We start from the raw sequence: 20,185 nt of genomic DNA, 5'->3' as shown, positions 1-20,185 counted from the left end.
GTTCAGGTCACGCATGACGATGGGATAACCGATGACGCTGCAATCGTTGATGACGATAGAAAACGTGCTTCACGCATTCGGCTGACACCATGTACAACAGGCTGATCGTCAACACCATCCCCAGAATGTGGAACGGCAGAGGCACCAACCCGAACCAGGATGCTGCCGGACTGTAAGGTAACCCGATTGCCAGCAGGCCAATGCCCAGCGCACTGATCATCAGCAGTTTCGCCGGGCGGCTTCGATAAAACGGCTTGTAGGTCCGCACAATAAATATTGTCAGCAGTTGGGTCAGCAGCGATTCGATGAACCAGCCACTGCGAAATACCTCGGGCACCATCTCCGCCAGCAGGTACAGGGCAATGAACGTCAGCATGTCGAAGAACGAGCTCACCAGCCCGAATACCACCATGAAGTTACGGATCTCGGTGATGTTCCAGCGGTGAGGTGTCTTTTCCCACTCGCGATCCACGTTGTCGTTGGCAATCCCCATGGCTGGGATGTCGGACAGGAAGTTGTTGAGCAAGATTTGTTTGGCCAACAACGGCAGGAATGGCAACGCCAAAGAAGCAAGTGCCATGCTGATCATATTGCCAAAGTTGGCGCTGGAAACGATGGAGATGTACTTGAGGGTGTTGGCAAAGGTATGCCGGCCCTCTTCGATGCCCTCGCGCAGTACATCCAGATTGTGCTCCAGCAGCACGAAGTCGGCGGCCTGCTTGGCCACATCGCTGGCGTTGTCCACGGAGATCCCGATATCGGCAACCTGCAGCGCCGGCGCATCATTAATGCCATCGCCCATGTATCCCACGGCATGTCCGGTCTTCTGCAGGGCTCGGATGATGCGTTCCTTCTGATTGGGATCGACCTCGGCGAACAGTGTCGTCAGCGGAGCCAGATGCATCAGCGCTTCGTCTTTCATCTGCGACAGTTCAGAGCCGGTAATGATTCGCGCCACTGGCAGGCCTACCGCCGCGGCGACATGGCGGGCGACCAGATGGCTGTCGCCACTAATGATCTTCACTTGCACGCCGAGCTTGTCGAGCGTGGCTATGATGTTTCTGACCCCAGGCTCCGGAGGATCGAAAAACAACAGAAAGCCGCGAAACGTCATTTCTTTTTCGTCGTCCCGACCATAGTGCGGCTGATCCGGCAACGTGCGGCTGGCCAGGCCCAAGACTCGAAAGCCCTGCTCACTCCAGTCGGCGAAACGCTGAGCGATCGCCGCAAGTTCACTGTCATTCAGCGCTGATACCCGTTCACCTCGTTGCAGGTGAGTGCAAACCTGGAGCACATTGTCCAGCGCCCCCTTGGTGATCATCAGCGTGCCGACCTCGGGTGCATTGGCCACTACCACGCTGAGGCGCTTGCGGATGAAGTCATAAGGGACTTCATCGCGTTTGATGACATCGGCGCACGAAACCTTGTCTTTGCCTGCCAGGGTGATGGCATCGTCCATAGCGTTGCGCATACCGGTTTGCAGACTTGAATTGAACACGGCCAGCTGCAAGACGTGCGGGTTGGCGACCCCGTCAACATCCATGGCACCGTCCAGCACCACGACACCCCGGGTCAGCGTACCGGTCTTGTCGGTACACAGGATGTCCATTGCGCCCAGGTTTTCGATGGCATTGAGGTGACGCACAATGACTCCTTTGGCAGCCATGCGTTGGGCACCTTTGGCCAGTGTGATACTGAGGATCGCCGGCAGCAGTTCTGGCGATAGCCCGATGGACAAGGCAATGGCGAACAAGAGTGTGTCGAGGGTCGGACGATGCAGCAGAATGTTGATGCCGAAGACCACGATTGTAATCACCAGCATCACCCGCAGCAGCAAGCCACCGAAATGACGCAAGCCACGCTCGAATTCCGTTTCGGGTGGTCGTAGCGACAAGGTCTTGGCGATGTGGCCGATTTCACTTTCTTCGGCATAGCGCGTCACGAGCACCTCGGCAGTACCGCTGCGAACCGAAGTGCCCATGAACACACAATTATGGCGCTGTCCCAAAGTCGCGTCGGGCGCACAATCACCTGGCAGCTTCTCCACCGGAAAGGTTTCCCCGGTCAACAGGCTTTCACTGATAAAGCAATTGAGGGCCTGTAGGACGCGGCCGTCAGCGGCGATCAGGCTACCGGCGCTGAGCAGCAAAATGTCACCCGGCACAACTTGATCCGCGGCAACATCGAGGGTCTTGCCCTCCCGACGTACCGTTGCCTGCAAGGCAATCTTGCTACGCAGTTGTTCCACCGCCGTGCTTGCACGATTTTCATACCAGGCGCTGAGTACCGCGCTGATCAACACGATGCACCAGACGATCGCGGCGTCCAGCCAATCTCCCACCACCAGCGCCACCAGCGCGCCGGCAATCAGAATCAGCACCAGTGGTGTACGCATTTGCTCGATCACCAATTTTGCCAAACCCTGTGGCCGGCCCTTGGCCTGAACCCGGGCACTGCGCATTCGTGCTTTGGCCTGCACACTGCTCAGCCCCGTTTCGGCGCTGTGCAATGTGCTGAACAACTGACTGATCGGCGGGCTCCAATAATCAGCGTTCGTGTAAAGCGCTGTTGCTTTAGGGGTGGCATGCCATTCGCGATGGGCCAGCCAAAGACCCGGCAACATTGGCAACCAGAAGGTCAGGCCGCGAAACAGCAGGGTGGCGGAAAGCGCCACCGCAATGTTCACGCCGATCCAGTGCAACGTCACGACAGCCGCCGCTTCGAAAGCGCCGAGACCACCCGGAACAATGCCGATACTGCGTAACACGCTGGCCAGCATGAATCCGGCAAATAGACCCAACGGTGGTGCCGATACGCCCAATGCACGTACCAATACCCACAACGTTGCGCTGTCCAGCAGGATGATCACCAACTCCAGTAAGGTAATGCGCCAGAGCAAGGCGCGGTTGCGTATCAACTGCTTGTCTGCCCCGGTGAGCAACAAAATTCCTTTGTTGATCATGGAGAAACGTTGTCCCGGCACATGGGTCGCCAGATGGGAGTTGCCCGCCAGTCTTGGCGTCAATACCGCCAACGCCAGGCTTACTGCAACAAACACCAGGCATGTGGTCGTGATCGCAGCCGTCGCATGCCCTTGAAATATCACCACTGGCAATGCCACGCCCACCGAGAGCACATAGGCCAGGAAGTACCCGGACAAATCCAACACCAGGCACGCCAGAACCACCGGTTTTGCGAATCCCATGCGCACGAAGGACGCGACGACCGCGAATGCCCCACTGATTCCGGAAGACGGCAAGGCTTGATCGACGAACAGCTTCATCAGGCTGAGTTTGCCCGCCTCCCACAGTGAAAGGTTCTGCGCCCCGGCTTTGAGCACCACACGAAAAATCTGTCCCTGCGCCATATAGGTCAAGGCTTGAAGACCGAGTGCACCGACGAGCCATATGGGTTCTGCTTGAGCCAACAGCTGCGCCAGGGATTCGACATCGGTCAGCCGCAGCGCGACGCCAATAACCGTCGCGAGCATCGCGGCGCCCAGCAGCCAGGTGATCCAGAGCGTAGAGCGACGGTAATGCTGCGCCTCCTCGAGCGTAGGCGCATTGGTGCAATCTGGAATGGGTGCTTTAACAGACATGCCATGCCCCTGAGCAATCCAGCAGATCGCTTGATTCTGGGCCGGTGTTTATGAAGTTGTTTGATCCATGTCAATCACACTGGCCCGAACGGACTCAGTCCGAGTTCTCTGTATCGCTGGGAACATTGTGCAGCTGCTCGCAAGAAGCAGCGTTGGCCTGAAGCGATCCTTGCAATGATATCCACGGAAATCAAAGCAAGGGTTCGCAGAAGTGTTTTTATACAGGCCGGGCCCGCGTCAATCGCGCTGTAAGGTGCCTCGGATTCGAGCGGGTGACACGATGATTTTCACGTTGTGTTCCTTGTTGTTAACCAATTGCTCAAAGCCCTGCCCGACAATCTGTTCCAGCTGAATACGCCCGGTTATCAGCGGCGTGATGTCCAGCCGACCGTCGGCGATAAAGGCGATCACGTCTGCGAACTCCCCGTTATAGGCGAGTGCACCCAGCACCTGTTTTTCGGTGGCGACCAGCTCGAAGAAATTGAACTCGCTGGGCTCCTCGAAGATGCCCACCAATACACACGTGCCGGCCTTGCGGATGAGGTCGATGGCGAGCTTGGCCGTGTGTTTGTTGCCGATGCATTCGAAACTGACATCCGCCCCCAGCCCGCCGGTCAGCCGCCGCACCTCAGCCAACGCGTCACACTCATTGGGGTCCAGCACCTGGCTCGCCCCCACCTCCAGGGCCTTGGCCTTGCGCGCTCCCGACATTTCCAGAGCAATGACCTGGGCCGCGCCAGCCGCCTTGGCGCACATGATGGTGCACAGGCCGATGGTTCCCGCGCCAACCACCACCACATTTTTCCCCAGCAAACTCCCGGCCTTTTTCACCGCGTGCATGCCCACTGCCAGCGGTTCGATCAACGCCCCGGCTTCGGCGGGAAAGTTGGCCGGCAACTTGTAAAGCAGGTTGGCCGGTACGTTGACCAACTCGGCGAACGCGCCATTGTTCATCCGCCCGGTGAACGCCAGGTTCTCGCAAATGTTGTACAGCCCATGGGTGCAGTAATAACAAGTGCCACAGTGCTGACAGGCATCGGCTGCCACCGGTTCGCCCACACTGAACCCCTGGACCCCGGCGCCGATTTCGACGATCTCGCCACAGAACTCATGACCGAGAATGCACTGCCCCTTGATGCCGGTCAGCGGGTGCGGCGCATCCACCGGAATGAACACTGGCCCGGCCACGTACTCATGCAAGTCGGAGCCGCAAATACCGCACCATTGCACGCGAATCTGCACCCAGCCCGCCGGTGGCGAGACGGGCAACGGCACATCTTCGACGCGGATATCGTGACGACCATGCCAGACAGCGGCACGCATGCTGCGGGTCGGATCAATTGGAAGGCTCATGTTGGAATCTCCTTGAAATCGTTGGCCTTGGCGCCCGGCAAATGGCCGGCCGCCAAGGGAGGCATCAGTGTTGTTGGACAAAGTCCAGAATCAGCCGATTGACCTGCTCGGCCGCTTCCATCTGCACCATGTGCGCCTGACCCGGCAGGATTTCGACCTGAGCAGCCAGGCCAGCGCTGTGGGTCGCAGGAATGATCGCGTCGTCACTGCCCCAGATCAGCAACACCGGTTGCCGGTTTTCTTGCACCACGCCACGCAGATCGAGTTGTTGCCGGCCTTCTTTGAACAGCCCCGCAACCAGCAGGCGCAGGGCCGCATCCACCCCTTCGAGGCGCTTGTACTTGAGCATGTCTTCGAGCATCTGCCGATTGACCAGTTCGGGGTCGGAGAACAGTTGCACCAATTGTGGTTTGAGGGCATTGCGGCTGGCTGCCTCGACAAAACCTTGCAGGTAATCGCCGTTGATTTCCGCGCCCAGGCCGGCGCTGCCGATCAAGCTCAGGGAACGCACCCGCTGGGGAGCCAGGCGCGCCGTGTTCAGCGACACCGCCCCGCCCATGGAATGCCCCACCAGATGCGCCACGGGAACATCCAGATGATCGAGCAGAGCCAGCAGCACCCTGCTCAACTCATCCAGATCTCCGTGTTCCAACTGTTTGCCCGACTCGCCATGGCCCGGCAGATCCAGAGCTATCACCCGGCGCCCGGCGGCCAATGCTTCATGATTGAACATCCAGTTATTCAGGTCACCGCCGAACCCGTGCACCAGCACCAACGGCACCCCGCCTTCGCCGCGCTCGAAGTAACGGATCAGTCGCCCGTCCAGTTCGACCTTCTGCGGCTTCGGCCCACTGTCTTCCTCGGCACCGTCACCTGGCACGAACGCGGCCTGGAACTGCTCGATCACCGCATCGATCTCGGCCTCGCTGGCTTCGCCGTCGACCACGATGCCGAGCAACGCACCAACCGCGAGGGTTTCATCCTGGCGCGCGATCTGCCGGCGCAGCACACCGGAAAACGGCGCTTCGACACTGCTGGAAATTTTGTCGGTTTCTACGTCGAGCACTTCATCGCCCTTGGCGATCGCCTGGCCCTCCTCCTTGAGCCAGACATCGACCCGGCCTTCGGTCATGGACAAGCCCCACTTGGGCATGGTCAGGGTATGGATCTGGCTCATGAACGCTTGCTCCACTCGATCAGCTTGAGCACGGCGTTTTCGATCTTCGCCGCGTCGGGGATATAGAGGTCTTCCAGAGAGTCGGAGAACGGCACCGGTGTGTGCGGCGCGGTGACCATCTCGATGGGCGCCTTGAGCGAGGCGAACGCTTTTTGCGCCACCAGGGCCGAGATGTCGGTGGCCATGGAACAGCGCGGGTTGGCTTCGTCGATCACCACCAGGCGCCCGGTCTTTTCCACGCTTTCCAGAATGCTGTCTTCGTCCAGCGGGCTGGTGGTGCGCAGGTCGATGACCTCGCAGTCAATCCCCCGCCCTGCCAGGCTGCGGGCTGCATCCATCGCCGTATTGACCGTGCGCCCATAGGAAACCAGGGTCACGTCCTTGCCGTCGCGCAGGAAGTTGGCCTCGCCGAACGGGATGGTATAGAGCTCTTCCGGCACCTCGCCCTGCATGCTGTAGAGCAGTTTGTGTTCGCAGAAGATGACCGGATCGTTGTCGCGGATGGCCTGGATCAACAGGCCCTTGGCGTCATAAGGGGATGACGGGCAGACAACTTTCAGGCCGGGGATGTGGGTCCACAGCGACGTGAGCATTTGCGAGTGTTGGGCGGCGGCCCGCAGGCCCGCGCCGACCATGGTGCGAATCACCAACGGGGTGGAAGCCTTGCCCCCGAACATGTAGCGAAACTTGGCCGCCTGATTGAGGATCTGGTCCAGGCAGCAACCGGCGAAGTCGACGAACATCAACTCACACACCGGGCGCACGCCGCAGGTCGCTGCGCCTACCGCGGCACCGACATAACCCAATTCCGACAGCGGCGTGTCCAGCACGCGGCCGGGAAATTGGTGGTAGAGGCCCTTGGTCACGCCCAATACCCCGCCCCAGGCGTCATTTTCACCAGGAGCACCGGCACCGCCGGCGACGTCTTCCCCCATGATGAACACGCTGGGGTCGCGACGCATTTCCTGGGCCAGGGCTTCGTTGATTGCCTGCTGATAACTGATTTTTCTCGCCATGATAAAGGTCTCGATTCTTGTTATAGGGGGCGTTCAGGGATAGGAAACGTAGACGTCGGTGAGCAGGTCGGCGGCGCTTGGCTTGGGGTCGGACTTGGCCTTGCGCACGGCATTTTCGATCAACAGGTCCACTTCGCCATCGATCTGGTCCAACTGGCTGGCATCGATCAAACCGGTCCGAGTGGTGCGCTCGCGAAACTGCATCAGGCAGTCATTGTGTTCGCGGAAATACTTGACCTCGTCCGGTGCCCGATAGGTCTGGGCGTCGCCTTCAAAGTGACCGTAGTAGCGGGTCAGCTTGACCTCGATCAACGACGGTCCTTCACCGGCTCGGGCGCGCGCCACCGCGGCACCGGCGGCTTCGTGAACGGCGAAAAAATCGAAGCCGTCGACGGTGACCCCAGGCATGCCGAAACCGGCTGCGCGGTCGGCGATGTGATCGCAGGCCACCGACCAGTTGGACGCCGTGGCCTCGGCGTAACCGTTGTTCTCGGCAATGAACAGGCACGGCAGGTTCCACACCGAGGCCATATTCATCGCTTCGAACACGGCCCCTTCGTTGGAACCGCCGTCGCCGAAGAAGGCCACGGCGACGCCGTCGGTCCCCTTGAGCCTGGCGGCCAGGGCCGCCCCTACCACCAGCGGTGCACCGGCACCGACGATGCCATTGGCACCGAGCATGCCTTTCTCGAAATCGGCGATGTGCATGGAGCCGCCCTTGCCCTGACAGACTCCGGTTTTCTTACCGTAGATTTCGGCCATCATCCCGTGCACATCAACGCCCTTGGCGATGCAATGACCGTGGCCACGGTGGTTGGAGGCGATACAGTCGTCATCCCTCAGGTGAGCCATGACACCGGCGGCCGAGGCCTCTTCACCGGCATAAAGATGGACGAAACCGGGAATCTCGCCGGTGGCGAACTCCACATGCAGGCGCTCTTCAAAGACGCGGATGGTGCGCATCACCCGATAGGCATGCAGCAATTGATCAGCAGTCAGCTGTGTCGACATTTTTATTCTCCAGGGTGTCTTGAGGCTCAAGTTTCAAAGTGCAAGGTTCAAAGGGTGTTGCGGGTGTTCACGACCGATGGCCAGCAGCCGCTCTTGCGCGGCATAGACCAGCGCCGCATTGACATCGATGCTCAACGGACCGCCGGCATCGAGGGTGACGGTGGGCAAGTCATCGGCGTTGAATTCGATTTCCCGTTCGCCATCCAGGGCCAGGGTGCCGCTGCTCAGGCACAGGCGATGGGCAACACCGGGTTCAAGGCTGGCGGCCGCGAGTACGCCGCAGCCTTGCAACAGGCCGGGCGCCAGGGGCACCAGCAAGGCTTCGGACGATTGCGGATCAAGGCGCATCCAGGCACCGTTGGGGGCTTGGCGCGAGACCGGAAACCACAAGCCGCAGAGGGCCGATATGCCAATGGACTGAGGTTCCGCGAAGGTGACGAACACCTCCGCCAGATCGATCCCACGGCTGATTGCACGGGCGCCGATGAAGGGCAGCGGGGACACTGCCACGTCTACCAGCGCCACTTCGCACAGGTCGCGGCTCGGAATCCGCACCAGCAGGCGTTTATTGCGACGCAAGGCAATTTCGGGTGGGATCCGGCCGCTGGCGAATAGCCCGCCGGCCAGCCCGGCGCTGGTGGCCTCACGCAGTTCCGGGAAGGCATTGTTGGTCCCCGTCGACAGGGTCAGCAGCGGAATGTCGCCGACTTCGGCAGCCACCGCTTTGTGGGTGCCGTCACCGCCGAGCACGGCAATCAGCGACACGCCGCGTTCAGCCATCCAGCGCGCGGCCTGGCGAGTGTCCGCCACGCTCTGGCGCAAGGTCAGTTCCAGGAACTCCAGAGTTGGCCAGTGGCTGTCACGCGCCTGGCGGCCATGACTGTTCTTCTTCACCGCCGCCGCGATGCCGGTCATGTCGGTGGGCATCAGCACGCGCTCGACACCGGTGGCGCCAAAAGCCGCCAGCAGCCGTTGGATCACCGAGACCTTGTCGGTGCTGGAAAACAGCCCGGCATTCGCCGTCAGGCGCCTTACGTCCCGGCCGGACGCCGGATTGGCAATGATGCCGACGGTCAGGGGCAAGCGACTCATGTCGCCACCACGGGTACGGCAAAGTAAAAGCCTCGGCAGGAGGACATAGGGCACCTCTTGTTATTATCGGGTTGCCAGTCGTGCTGGTTGCCAGGGTTAGAGCAAGGCCGGTGCCAGAATCGCAAAAGATCGCCGAAAAGCCCGTTCCAGAGCGGTTTTGACTACATTTCCAAGTGATGGGATCCCGCTCGTTTGAGACGTCCCATGTCAGCCTGCACGGGTTAGAGGTCAGACCTTGAGACGTCGCGTCTCAGCTTCGCAGTGGGGTGAACCGATGCTTGTCGACCGTCCGTGAACGGCGCTTAATAGCCCGCACAACTAAAAGAAGATCGAACCGGAGGCCCTAATGCTTTCCGCACACTCGAAGGCGCATGTGGATTGCGTCAGCCGTGTTTTGAAGAACGCAGCGCACCTGCCGCAACTGCCCGTGCCGGACTTGATCCTGGATTCATGGCGCCGCTCCATGGAGCAACACCACTTGGACCCTGGCTCATTACAAGGGCCGCGGATCCTGTCCCAGAACGTGCTGCAAGAGTGTCGAGAACGCTCCGAACTGTTCCTGCGCATCGCCAGCGAAGAAGTCGCCCGGCTCCATGGTCGTGTGCGCGATGCCGACTACTGCGTGTTGCTCACCGACGCCCAGGGCCAGACCATCGACTATCGCGTGGAAACCTCCATCCGTAATGATTGCCGCAAAGCAGGCCTGTACCTGGGCACCTGCTGGTCAGAAGGTGAGGAAGGCACCTGCGGGGTGGCTGCGGTGCTGACCGCACGAACACCGGTTACGGTGCACAAGCGGGATCACTTCCGCGCGGCTTTTATCGGACTCACCTGCTCCGCCGCTCCGGTCTTCGACCCTCGGGGGGAACTGCTCGGGGTGCTCGATGTGTCTGCGGTGCGTTCGCCGGACGACCGTCGTTCGCAGCATCTGATCCGGCAAATGGTGGTGCAGAGCGCACGGGAAATAGAACAGGCGTTTTTCATGAACAGTGCCCAGGGTTACTGGGTGCTGCGGGCCCACAACAGCCCGGGCTACGTCGACAGCCAGCCCGATTACCTGCTCGCCTGGGACGACGACGGCCAACTGCAGGCACTCAACCCCGCGGCGCGGCAGTGGCTGTCGCAAAGTTTTGGTCAACTGCCGGACCACATCGGCCAAGTGTTCGATCAGCAGTTATTGCATCGCGCCAAAGACGAATCACTCTGCCTGTTTCACTGCCGGGGTGGCCGCCATGTCTTGCATGGGCGACTCAGCGCGCCACGGCAAGTGAAACGCAGCCCGGCTCGGCGGGTACTGTCACCCGCCGAACTCGACCCGCGACTGGAAGAAAGTTTGCGCCTTGCGGTTCGGGTCAAAGACCGTAATCTGCCGGTGCTGATCCACGGCGAAACCGGTTCCGGCAAGGAAGTCTTCGCCCGCCAGCTGCACCAGGCCAGTCTGCGCCGTGATCGACCTTTTATTGCGGTGAACTGCGCAGCGATTCCCGAAAACCTGATCGAAAGCGAGCTGTTTGGTTATGCAGCCGGCGCCTTCACCGGGGCTTCGAATAAAGGTATGCAAGGCCTGCTGGAACAGGCCGATGGCGGCACCCTGTTTCTCGATGAAATCGGTGATATGCCCCTGACCCTGCAAACCCGGCTACTGCGGGTTTTAGCCGAGGGCGAAGTGGCGCCCCTGGGAGCGTCAAGAAGCAAGGCGATAGACATTCAGGTGGTCTGCGCGAGCCACCGCGATCTGGAGGCCCTGGTCGCCTCTGGCGAGTTTCGCGAGGACCTGTACTTCCGCCTCAGTGGTGCGCGATTCCAATTGCCGCCGTTGCGCGAACGCAGTGATCGACTGGCATTGATCAACCGGATACTCGAAGAAGAATCATCGGCCTGCGCAATGGCGATGCAACTGGGAAGCGCCGCACTGGAATGCCTGCTCGGCTATCGCTGGCCGGGAAATGTGCGCGAACTGCGGCACGTATTGCGTTACGCCTGCGCCGTGTGCGAGTCCCAATTGATTCTGTTGAGTGACTTGCCTGAGCATCTGCCCGGCCGTCGACTCAATGATTCGGCTTCAGCTGACACCCTGGAACGCTGCGTCAGTCCTGAACGCGAGGCACTCATCGATGCCCTCGTGCGTCATCGCTGGAAACCCACCCCCGCGGCCAAGGCTTTGGGCATCTCCCGGGCAACGCTGTATCGACGGGTGCATCAACATGGCATCGACATGCCTGGCAGGGGCTAACCACGAGTTCATCCGGCGGCCCCGCTCAATGAGCGTTGGCCACCGGACAGCACAATGGACTTGCATCGATCACAGTATTGGTGAACGGCATCGAATAAATGTGGGAGCAAGCCCCGGCTATTAAAACCAGGTTTCCATCTGTATCCCGTACTGCCACACACCGCCGGCGTTGAAGTCGGTCTTGCCGAAGTTGTCTGTGGAGCTGTATCGGTCCAGGTCCGAAGACCAGTTCATGAAGCTGGCGAACACTCGCAACTCGGGGCGTGTGAGCAGGTCTCCAACGTCGGGTTTGAAGGTCGGGGCGATGGTGAATTTCCAGAAGTTGCCGTCCACCGCATTACGTTGCAGGTAACCCTTGGGGTCGAGGTTCATGGTTTGCCAGCTCATTTCGTAGGCCATCTCGAAATTGCTGTTGATTTCATTGGCCAACCGCATGTTCAGGGTCATCCAGCGGTAGTCGTCACCCTTGACGTAGCGATCCTTGCTTTGTTCGGCCAGCAGACTTGGACCGATGCGCCAGTGGGGTGCAATCGGTGTCTCGCCGTACAGCGCAATGCGCAGCGCACGGGCGTCGTCGATCAGTTCGCCGTCCGAGCCAATGTTCTTGACCTCGGCCCCCAACCCTTGCCCGTAGAGCAGCGCCGTCTTGAAGAAGCCTTCCCTGCCGAAAAAGTTTTTCTGATGATTCGCGATCATGCTGTGCAAGCCGGAGTCCGCAGGCTTCAGGCCCGCTTCATTGGTGCGAGTGCTAAAGTCGTTTTTCTTTGAGCCAATGCCATTGAACATCCACTGCCACTGACCATTATCGAAGAACTGGTTGGAGGTGAGGATGTAGCTTTCCACATCGGCATTGACACCGCCCTCACTGAAATCCCCGTAGTTACGCCCGATCAACGAGTAATTCGAGCGCCAGTTCTTGTTCATCTGCACGTCGTAGATACCACCCCCGGTGCCGGCCAGAAAGACGACGTCCGAGTCCAGCCAATGGATATCGAAGTTGTCCCTGTCGAATCGCTTGCCTGCCCACAGGGTGGCGTTCTCGAACGTCGAATTGCCCTTGAATGCGGCGAGATGATCGAGTTCCGTAAATACCTGGCGCACATTCAGGTTACTTTCGGCGGCCGTCCAGTCATTGGAGCTTTCCACTCCATCGGCGATGGAAACCGTGAATTTGGAATGGGTGCCGTTCTGCGCATAGGCTTCTTTCGACAGGTCTATACGCATGTAAGTATCGTCTTCATTACCCAGTCGCCCGACTGCACCACCGACTGAACCGGCAGGCGTTGTATAAGGACCGCCCCGCCCGCCCCCCAGGCCATCGTTGATCAGCAATCCGGAGCGGGCGTAGCCCTTGAAGCTGAACCCGTCGGTGAGGTGTCCGGTACTGCCCTCCTTCTCCAGGCTTTGCTGACGGGCTTCGAGTTTTGCCAACCGCGTATCCAAAGTGGGCGCCGCAGTGGCGGTCGCAGTGGACGCAACAGGCTGCAAGGCGGGAGTGGACTGTTTGAGCTGCTGCAATTCCCTGGCGAGCGCCTGGGTTTGCTGTTCGGCGGCGGCTGCACGTTTTTCCGCGGCGCTGGCGCGGGCTTCAAACGCGGCCATGCGTTCTTCCAGAGTCGCGGCCTGAGCGGTGGCCGCCGAGGTGCCGAGTACGCCTGCGAGTAGCCAGCTTGATGCTTTCTGCATGGGGGATTTCCTGTTTTGTTTTTATTTTTTGTCCTGCGACCGGCCTTTTTTTCGTGAATTGTTAATTGTCAAAATCTACGAAAAAAAGGATGCCTCATCGCAAATACGCTGCTACATTTGGCGATGTTAACGTTAACTTTTCTAAAAACAAAAATAAAGAGGGCTTTATGAAACAGCTCAAATCACTCTTTCCAGCAGCACTGCTTGCCCTTTGCGCCGGGCTTCCATCCCTCTCCAGCGCAGCCAATCTGACGATTTCCTGCGGTGCGGTGGGCGCGGAATTACAACTGTGCAAAGAGGCCGTCGAGGCGTGGTCTCAACAGACCGGCAATCACGTCGAGGTGGTGTCCACGCCTAACTCGGCAACCGAGCGGTTGTCGTTCTATCAACAGATCCTCAGTGCGCAGTCCAGCGACATCGACATCATTCAGATCGACATGGTGTGGCCGGGGATGCTGGCCAAACATCTGCTGGATTTGCGCGAGGTGCTGCCCGCCGATGCAACCCAAGGCTACTTCCAGGCACAGGTGGACAACGCCACGGTGAACGGACGGCTGGTGACGATGCCGTGGTTCACCGACTCGGGCCTGCTGTATTACCGCAAGGACTTGCTCGAGAAATACAACAAGCAAGTCCCCCAGACTTGGGAGGAAATGACCGCTACCGCCAAGGATGTACAACAGGCCGAGCGCAATGCCGGCAACGCTAACGCCTGGGGGTACATCTTTCAAGGGCGTGCCTACGAAGGCCTGACGTGTAATGCGCTGGAATGGATCAGCAGCCAACCGGACGGAGGGCTGGTCAATCCACGAGGCGACATCGTGGTCAACAGCCAGGCCTCAAGAGCGGCGTTGACCCTGGCAAAAAGCTGGGTAGGCGACATCTCCCCGCGTGGCGTGCTCAATTACACCGAGGAAGAAGGACGCGGCGTATTCCAGTCGGGCAATGCGTTGTTCATGCGTAATTGGCCTTATGTCTGGGCCCTGGTGCAAAGCCAGGACAGTGCGGTAAAAGACAAGGTCGGGGTCGCTCCCCTGCCCCGCGGCGGCAGCACCGGCACCCATGCCTCCACCCTCGGCGGGTGGGGTTTGGCGGTATCGCGTTACAGCGCCAACCCGAAGCTTGCCGCCGAACTGGTGAGCTACCTGACCAGCGCTCAACAGCAAAAACATCGTGCGTTGATTGGCGCCTATAACCCGGTGATCGAGTCGCTCTACCAGGATCCCGAGCTGCTCGCGGCCATGCCTTATTACAGTCAGCTGCACAGCATTCTCAACGATGGCGTCATGCGCCCCGCTTCAATCACCGCCGCTCGTTATCCACGGGTCACCAATGCGTTCTTCGATCAAGTGCATGGCGTGCTGGCCGGCGAGTTGCCGGTCGATCAGGCGCTGACCGAACTGGAAGGCGAACTCACGCGTATCAAACACCGGAACTGGTAAGCCACAAGGAAGAAAATCACCATGTCTGTCTCTACTGCCCATGCTCCCTGTGACGAGCTTCTGCTCGCCAGGGAAACGCCGGTACAGCGCCGCCGAGTGCGCGCTGCCTGGCTGTTTCTGACGCCGATGTTGCTGTGTCTGGCCCTGGTAGCGGCCTGGCCGTTGCTGCGGACATTCTGGTTCAGCCTGACCGACGCCAACCTGGCGGACACCGCTGGCGGCACCTTCGTTGGCCTGAGTAATTATCTGTTCCACAACGGTTCCAGCTGGTCGGGCATCCTGGTCGATCCGCAATGGTGGAATGCAGTGCGCAACACCTTGCATTTCACCGTGGTGTCGGTGGGGCTGGAAGTCGTGCTGGGGCTGCTGGTGGCGTTGCTGCTGAACATCCAGTTCGCCGGCCGTTCCCTGGTGCGAGCGTTGATTCTGATTCCGTGGGCGATTCCGACCATTGTCTCGGCGAAGATCTGGTCATGGATGCTCAATGACCAGTTCGGCATCATCAATCACCTGATGCTCAGCCTCGGCCTGATTACCGCGCCTCTGGCCTGGACCGCAGATGCCGATCTGTCGATGTGGGCGGTGATTATCGTTGACGTCTGGAAGACCGTGCCGTTTGTCACCCTGCTGATGCTCGCCGCCTTGCAGATGTTGCCGAGTGACTGCTACGAAGCCGCCAGGGTCGATGGCATTCATCCACTGAAGGTGTTCTGGCGGGTCACGCTGCCACTGCTGATGCCCGCATTGCTGGTGGCGGCGATCTTCCGCATCCTCGACTCCCTGCGGGTGTTCGACGTGATTTACGTGCTGACCTCGAACTCGTCGAGCACCATGAGCATGTCGGTCTACGCCCGCCAACACCTGGTGGAGTTCCAGGACGTCGGTTACGGCAGCGCCGCCTCGACCCTGCTGTTTCTGGTGGTTGCAGTGATCGCCATGCTTTATCTCTACCTCGGACGCCGTCAACTGGAGGTCCGGTCATGAGCCCTCGCCTACTGAAAAAAGCACTGTTGCGCTTCGGTTTCTGGTGCCTGATCGGGGTGTTGCTGCTGTATGCGGTGTTCCCTTTCTACTACGCCATCGTCACGTCGCTGAAGCCGTCCAGCGCCTTGTTCGAGGTGAGCTACTGGATCAAAAAACCCGACTTCTCCAATTACGCGGCGGTGCTTAACCAAGCCTCATTCCTGCGGGCTATCGGTAATTCACTGGTGGTCGCGCTTAGCGTAGTGACGCTGGCGCTGTTCCTCAGCCTGACCGCCGCTTATGCCTTGGGCCGGGTGAAATTCCGTGGGCGTGGCACGGTATTGATGATGGTCCTTGGGGTGTCGATGTTTCCCCAGGTCGCGGTGCTATCGGGGCTGTTCGAGGTGATCCGTGCCTTGGGCCTGTACAACACGTCCTGGGCGTTGATTCTCAGCTACACGATTTTCACCCTGCCCTTCACCGTCTGGGTGCTGACCACGTTCATGGGTCAACTGCCCCATGAGCTGGAAGAAGCGGCAATCATGGATGGCGCCTCGCCCTGGGTCACGCTGACCCGGGTGCTGTTGCCGTTGCTCTGGCCCGCACTGGTCACCACTGGCTTGCTGGCTTTCATCGCGGCGTGGAACGAGTTCCTGTTTGCCCTGACTTTCACCCTCACCGACACCCAACGCACGGTGCCAGTGGCCATCGCCCTGATTTCCGGCGGCAGCCCCCATGAGTTGCCTTGGGGGTTGTTGATGGCGGCATCGGTGCTGGTCACCGTCCCACTGGTGATTCTGGTGCTGATCTTCCAGCGCCGAATCGTTTCCGGCCTCACTACCGGCGCGTTAAAGGGTTGATGCCCGACAACTACAAGGAACAGCATCGTGATCAAGTTGAAACTGGATAACGTGAACAAACAATTGGGCGGCGCGCGGATTCTGCGCGACGTCAACCTGGAGATCGCGGCGGGTGAGTTCGTGGTATTCGTCGGCCCTTCGGGCTGCGGAAAGTCGACCCTGCTGCGCCTGATCGCCGGACTGGATTCGATCTGCGCCGGCGACCTGCTGATCGACGGGCGTCGGGTCAACGACCTGGAGCCGCGCGAGCGTGGCGTCGGTATGGTGTTTCAGTCTTATGCGCTGTACCCGCACATGAGCGTCTACGATAACATCAGCTTTGGTCTGAAGCTGGCCAAGACCGAAAAGACCAGCCTGCGCGAACGCGTGCTGAAAACCGCGCAAATCCTGCAATTGGACAAGCTGCTGCAACGCAAGCCAAAGGAGCTGTCTGGCGGGCAGCGTCAGCGTGTCGCCATGGGCAGAGCCATGGCGCGGGAACCGGACATTCTGTTGTTCGATGAGCCGCTCTCCAACCTGGATGCGTCCTTGCGGGTGCAGATGCGCAACGAAATCGCCCGGCTGCATGCCCGGCTGGGCTCGACCATGATCTACGTCACCCACGATCAGGTTGAAGCGATGACCCTGGCCGACAAAATTGTCGTGCTCAATGGCGGTCGCGTCGAACAGGTCGGCTCACCGCGCGAACTCTATGAGCGCCCGGCCAGTCGCTTTGTCGCCGGCTTTCTCGGTTCACCCAGAATGAACTTTCTGCTGGCGCGCTTGCAGGCGCCGGGCGAAACCAGCCTGGTCGACAGCCCCGTATTGGGAATGACGTCCCTGCCCTTCGACAGTTCGAACCTGGCGGCGGGCACGCTGCTGAGCCTGGGCATTCGCCCGGAACACGTGTCGCTCAAGGCAGCGGAAGGAGCCGCCGGCATCGTGGTGACCGCGGTCGAATACCTGGGCAGTGAAACTTATGTGCACCTCGAGACAGGTCAGGACGAGCCACTGATCAGTCGTTGTGAGGTCCACGCCGGATGGCAGGTGGGCGATCGGGTCGAGCTGCAGCTGGACATCGACAACCTGCACCTGTTCGACGCCGACGGCACAGCCTTGAAGCGTCACCTACATGCCATTGAAACCGTCCCTCTGCGCCCGGCACGAGCAGGCGCCCTATGACTTTGTCTTTGAATACCATGAGCGATCCAATGCCTGACTCCCTTGACCTTGCGCAACAGGCGCTGAGTGACGGCCTGTCTCGGGTCATCCACGATTACCGCCCCGGTTATCACATTGCCCCCCCGACAGGCTGGATGAACGACCCTAACGGGGTGGTGTACTTCCGTGGCGAGTATCACGTTTTCTATCAACACCACCCCTTTGACGCCAAGTGGGGCCCGATGTATTGGGGGCATGCCAAGAGCGCCGACCTGGTCCATTGGCAGCATCTGCCCATTGCCCTGGCGCCCGGCGATGACTTCGACCGCGACGGTTGTTTTTCCGGTAGCGCGGTAGTGTGTGGAGACACCCTGGCGCTGATCTACACCGGGCACACCTGGCTGAAGGACGTGGGTGATGAAAGCTCGATCCGTCAAGTCCAGTGCCTGGCCACCAGTGTCGACGGCATTCGCTTCGTCAAGCATGGCGCTGTCATCGAGACCGCGCCGCAAGACTCGATCATGCATTTTCGTGACCCCAAGGTCTGGCAAGCGGACGACTATTGGTACCTGATTGCCGGCGCACGTCTGGGCGATCAACCGCTGCTGCCGCTGTATCGTTCCACCGATCTGCACACCTGGGAGTTCCTCGATTATGTAGCCAGCGGCAGCGAGGGCGATGGCTATATGTGGGAGTGCCCGGATCTGTTTCGCCTGAACGGGCGCGACGTGCTGCTGTACTCCCCTCAGGGCATGCAACCCCACGGTTACGAACGGCTCAACAAATACCAGACCGGTTATCGAGTGGGCCAACTCGACAGCCAATGGCACTTCACCGGCGGGCCTTTTATCGAGCTGGATAACGGCCACGATTTCTATGCCGCGCAAACGCTGGTGGCCGCCGATGGTCGGCGCCTGGTGTGGGCGTGGCTCGACATGTGGGAAAGCCCGATGCCGAGCCAGGCCCATCACTGGTGCGGCATGCTCGGTTTGCCGCGCGAACTTGAACTGCATGACGATCGCCTTTGCGTGTATCCGGCACGGGAGCTCACCGCGCTGCGCGAGGCGCCATTGCCGGGTACGCCTTGGCGGGATGAGTCGGGAACCTGTTGGGTGCCGGAAGTGAATGGCGACCTGCTGGAAATCCATGTGCATCTGGATTTGCGCGGCTGCACCGACGGCCACCTGGGCATCGCCTTGCGCTGCAGCGACGATGGCCTAGAAGAAACCCTGCTCTATTACGATGCGGCATTACAGCGCCTGGTGCTGGACCGCAGCCGCTCGGGTGCGCAAGTCAGCGGCCAGCGCAGCGTGTCGATAGACCCGACACAAGAGCGACTGGAGCTGCGCGTGTTTCTCGATCGCTCGTCCATCGAGGTGTTCGACGAAAACGGCCGCTTCAGCCTCAGCAGTCGCCTCTATCCGCGGCCCGACAGTCTGGGCGTGAAGTTGTTTAACCACGGCAGTGGTGGGCGTGCATCGATTCCGAAGGCGTGGCCTCTCGCTTCAGGTTGGGTATGAGCGCTGTCATTCGAGTCGCGAGAAACCCGGGCCCTGTGTCATGATTCTGCGTCAACCTGACCGGGCTCGCCTCGCATGACTTCAGTGAAAGACGTTGCACAGCTGGCCGGCGTGTCCTTGATGACGGTTTCTCGAGCGCTCAACAACCCGGAAAAACTGAGCCCCGAAACCCTTCAGCGGGTGCGTCGCGCCATTGATGAACTGCAATTCGTACCGAGCCTGTCGGCGCGCAAGATGCGCGGCGACAACCTCCAGTCGCGCACCATCGGCGTGTTCGCGCTGGATACCGCGACCACACCGTTCGCGGTGGAACTGCTGCTGTCCATCGAACAGACCGCGCAACAGGCCGGCTGGAATGTCTTCATCCTTAACCTGTTGAGCAACCCGCCCACTGACCAGAACATCGACCTGATGTTGTCGCACCGCCCCGACGGGCTGATTTTCAGCGCCATGGGCTTTCGCCACGTCAGCATTCCCGAGCGCTTGAAGAGCAAACCGCTGGTACTCGCCAATTGCCTGGCCGATGACAGTCGCCTGGTCAGTTACGTACCGGACGACGAAACGGGGCAGTATCGCGCCGTGCATCACGCGTTGAGCCAAGGCTATCGGCGCCCGCTGTGCATCAATCTGCCAAAACAGAGCCTGGCCTGGGGGCTGCGACAAGAAGGCCTCTTGCGCGCCTGTCAGGCATTCGGGCTGGCGCCTGACGCGCTTCTGCAATACGACCTTTCCGAGCATGACGCCTACGGTGAAACCGCAGCCATCCTCGACCGGCACATTGTTGAGGGTCGCCCACAATTCGACATTCTGATCTGTGGCAACGACCGGATTGCGTTTTGTGCCTATCAGCTGTTGTTGAGCCGAGGCCTGAAAATTCCCGGCGATGTCGCCGTGCTCGGCTACGACAACATGATCGGTATCGCCGAACTGTTCATCCCGCCGCTGACCACGGTGCAACTGCCGTACTATGAGATCGGTCGCCGGGCTGCCCGGCATCTGATCGAAGCCCTTGAGGTAGAGGGAGCCCAGCCGGTTGATTGTCCATTGGTGGTCAGGGCGTCGCTATGAGTGCGAGCGCCGCAGACCAGCCGGTG

General features: G+C 60.1%; 14 protein-coding genes. 7 read left to right on the top strand and 7 right to left on the bottom strand.

The window, feature by feature from the left end; all coding sequences use genetic code 11:
- Positions 1-7: 7 nt before the first annotated feature.
- The 6 genes from mgtA to PGR6_RS12885 all read right to left on the bottom strand — a co-directional run bounded on the left by mgtA (position 8) and on the right by PGR6_RS12885 (position 9,247).
- Positions 8-3,598: a magnesium-translocating P-type ATPase gene (gene mgtA / locus PGR6_RS12910; protein ID WP_064617513.1), complete on the bottom strand. Its 3,591-nt coding sequence runs from the start codon at positions 3,596-3,598 to the stop codon at positions 8-10.
- A gap of 237 nt (positions 3,599-3,835) precedes the next feature.
- On the bottom strand, positions 3,836-4,921 hold the full coding sequence (locus PGR6_RS12905) for a 2,3-butanediol dehydrogenase (RefSeq protein ID WP_237229641.1): 1,086 nt from the start codon (positions 4,919-4,921) through the stop codon (positions 3,836-3,838).
- Between the two features lie 94 nt (positions 4,922-5,015).
- Positions 5,016-6,128 carry an acetoin dehydrogenase dihydrolipoyllysine-residue acetyltransferase subunit gene (locus PGR6_RS12900; RefSeq protein ID WP_064617509.1) on the bottom strand — a complete coding sequence of 371 codons (1,113 nt, stop codon included), beginning with the start codon at positions 6,126-6,128 and terminating at the stop codon, positions 5,016-5,018.
- Positions 6,125-7,144, bottom strand: a complete 1,020-nt coding sequence (locus tag PGR6_RS12895; protein WP_018928915.1) for an alpha-ketoacid dehydrogenase subunit beta — start codon at positions 7,142-7,144, stop codon at positions 6,125-6,127. Before PGR6_RS12895 ends, PGR6_RS12900 begins: the two co-directional genes overlap by 4 nt.
- 33 nt (positions 7,145-7,177) lie before the next feature.
- On the bottom strand, positions 7,178-8,155 hold the full coding sequence (locus PGR6_RS12890) for a thiamine pyrophosphate-dependent dehydrogenase E1 component subunit alpha (protein WP_018928914.1): 978 nt from the start codon (positions 8,153-8,155) through the stop codon (positions 7,178-7,180).
- A gap of 33 nt (positions 8,156-8,188) precedes the next feature.
- Positions 8,189-9,247 (bottom strand): ATP-NAD kinase family protein, encoded by a 1,059-nt coding sequence (locus PGR6_RS12885; RefSeq protein WP_064617507.1) that lies wholly within the window; start codon positions 9,245-9,247, stop codon positions 8,189-8,191.
- Between the two features lie 346 nt (positions 9,248-9,593).
- Here PGR6_RS12885 and PGR6_RS12880 point away from each other — a divergent pair, with 346 nt between their 5' ends.
- Positions 9,594-11,480, top strand: coding sequence for a sigma-54-dependent Fis family transcriptional regulator (locus PGR6_RS12880; protein WP_064617505.1), 1,887 nt, complete (start codon positions 9,594-9,596; stop codon positions 11,478-11,480).
- Positions 11,481-11,600: 120 nt separating this feature from the next.
- On the opposite strand, the gene PGR6_RS12875 is transcribed toward PGR6_RS12880, so the two are convergent.
- On the bottom strand, positions 11,601-13,166 hold the full coding sequence (locus PGR6_RS12875; RefSeq protein ID WP_064617503.1) for a carbohydrate porin: 1,566 nt from the start codon (positions 13,164-13,166) through the stop codon (positions 11,601-11,603).
- 167 nt (positions 13,167-13,333) lie between these two features.
- On the opposite strand from PGR6_RS12875, the gene PGR6_RS12870 reads away from it, so the two are divergent.
- From PGR6_RS12870 to PGR6_RS12845, 6 genes are all read left to right on the top strand, one after another.
- Positions 13,334-14,608: an ABC transporter substrate-binding protein gene (locus tag PGR6_RS12870; RefSeq protein ID WP_018928910.1), complete on the top strand. Its 1,275-nt coding sequence runs from the start codon at positions 13,334-13,336 to the stop codon at positions 14,606-14,608.
- 21 nt (positions 14,609-14,629) lie between these two features.
- A complete protein-coding gene (locus tag PGR6_RS12865) occupies positions 14,630-15,592 on the top strand; it encodes a carbohydrate ABC transporter permease (RefSeq protein WP_026286629.1) in 963 nt (320 codons plus the stop codon).
- Positions 15,589-16,431, top strand: coding sequence for a carbohydrate ABC transporter permease (locus tag PGR6_RS12860; protein WP_018928908.1), 843 nt, complete (start codon positions 15,589-15,591; stop codon positions 16,429-16,431). Before PGR6_RS12865 ends, PGR6_RS12860 begins: the two co-directional genes overlap by 4 nt.
- 27 nt (positions 16,432-16,458) lie before the next feature.
- The gene (locus PGR6_RS12855) at positions 16,459-17,592 is read left to right on the top strand and encodes an ABC transporter ATP-binding protein (RefSeq protein ID WP_064617501.1); all 1,134 of its coding nucleotides are present in this window, start codon (positions 16,459-16,461) and stop codon (positions 17,590-17,592) included.
- Positions 17,589-19,091: a glycoside hydrolase family 32 protein gene (locus PGR6_RS12850; RefSeq protein ID WP_082920851.1), complete on the top strand. Its 1,503-nt coding sequence runs from the start codon at positions 17,589-17,591 to the stop codon at positions 19,089-19,091. Before PGR6_RS12855 ends, PGR6_RS12850 begins: the two co-directional genes overlap by 4 nt.
- 75 nt (positions 19,092-19,166) lie before the next feature.
- Positions 19,167-20,159, top strand: a complete 993-nt coding sequence (locus PGR6_RS12845; RefSeq protein WP_028940763.1) for a LacI family DNA-binding transcriptional regulator — start codon at positions 19,167-19,169, stop codon at positions 20,157-20,159.
- Positions 20,160-20,185: the final 26 nt, after the last annotated feature.

It is taken from the genome of Pseudomonas sp. GR 6-02 (assembly GCF_001655615.1).
Lineage (GTDB): Bacteria > Pseudomonadota > Gammaproteobacteria > Pseudomonadales > Pseudomonadaceae > Aquipseudomonas.
This window is presented reverse-complemented; position numbering and strand designations above follow the sequence as displayed.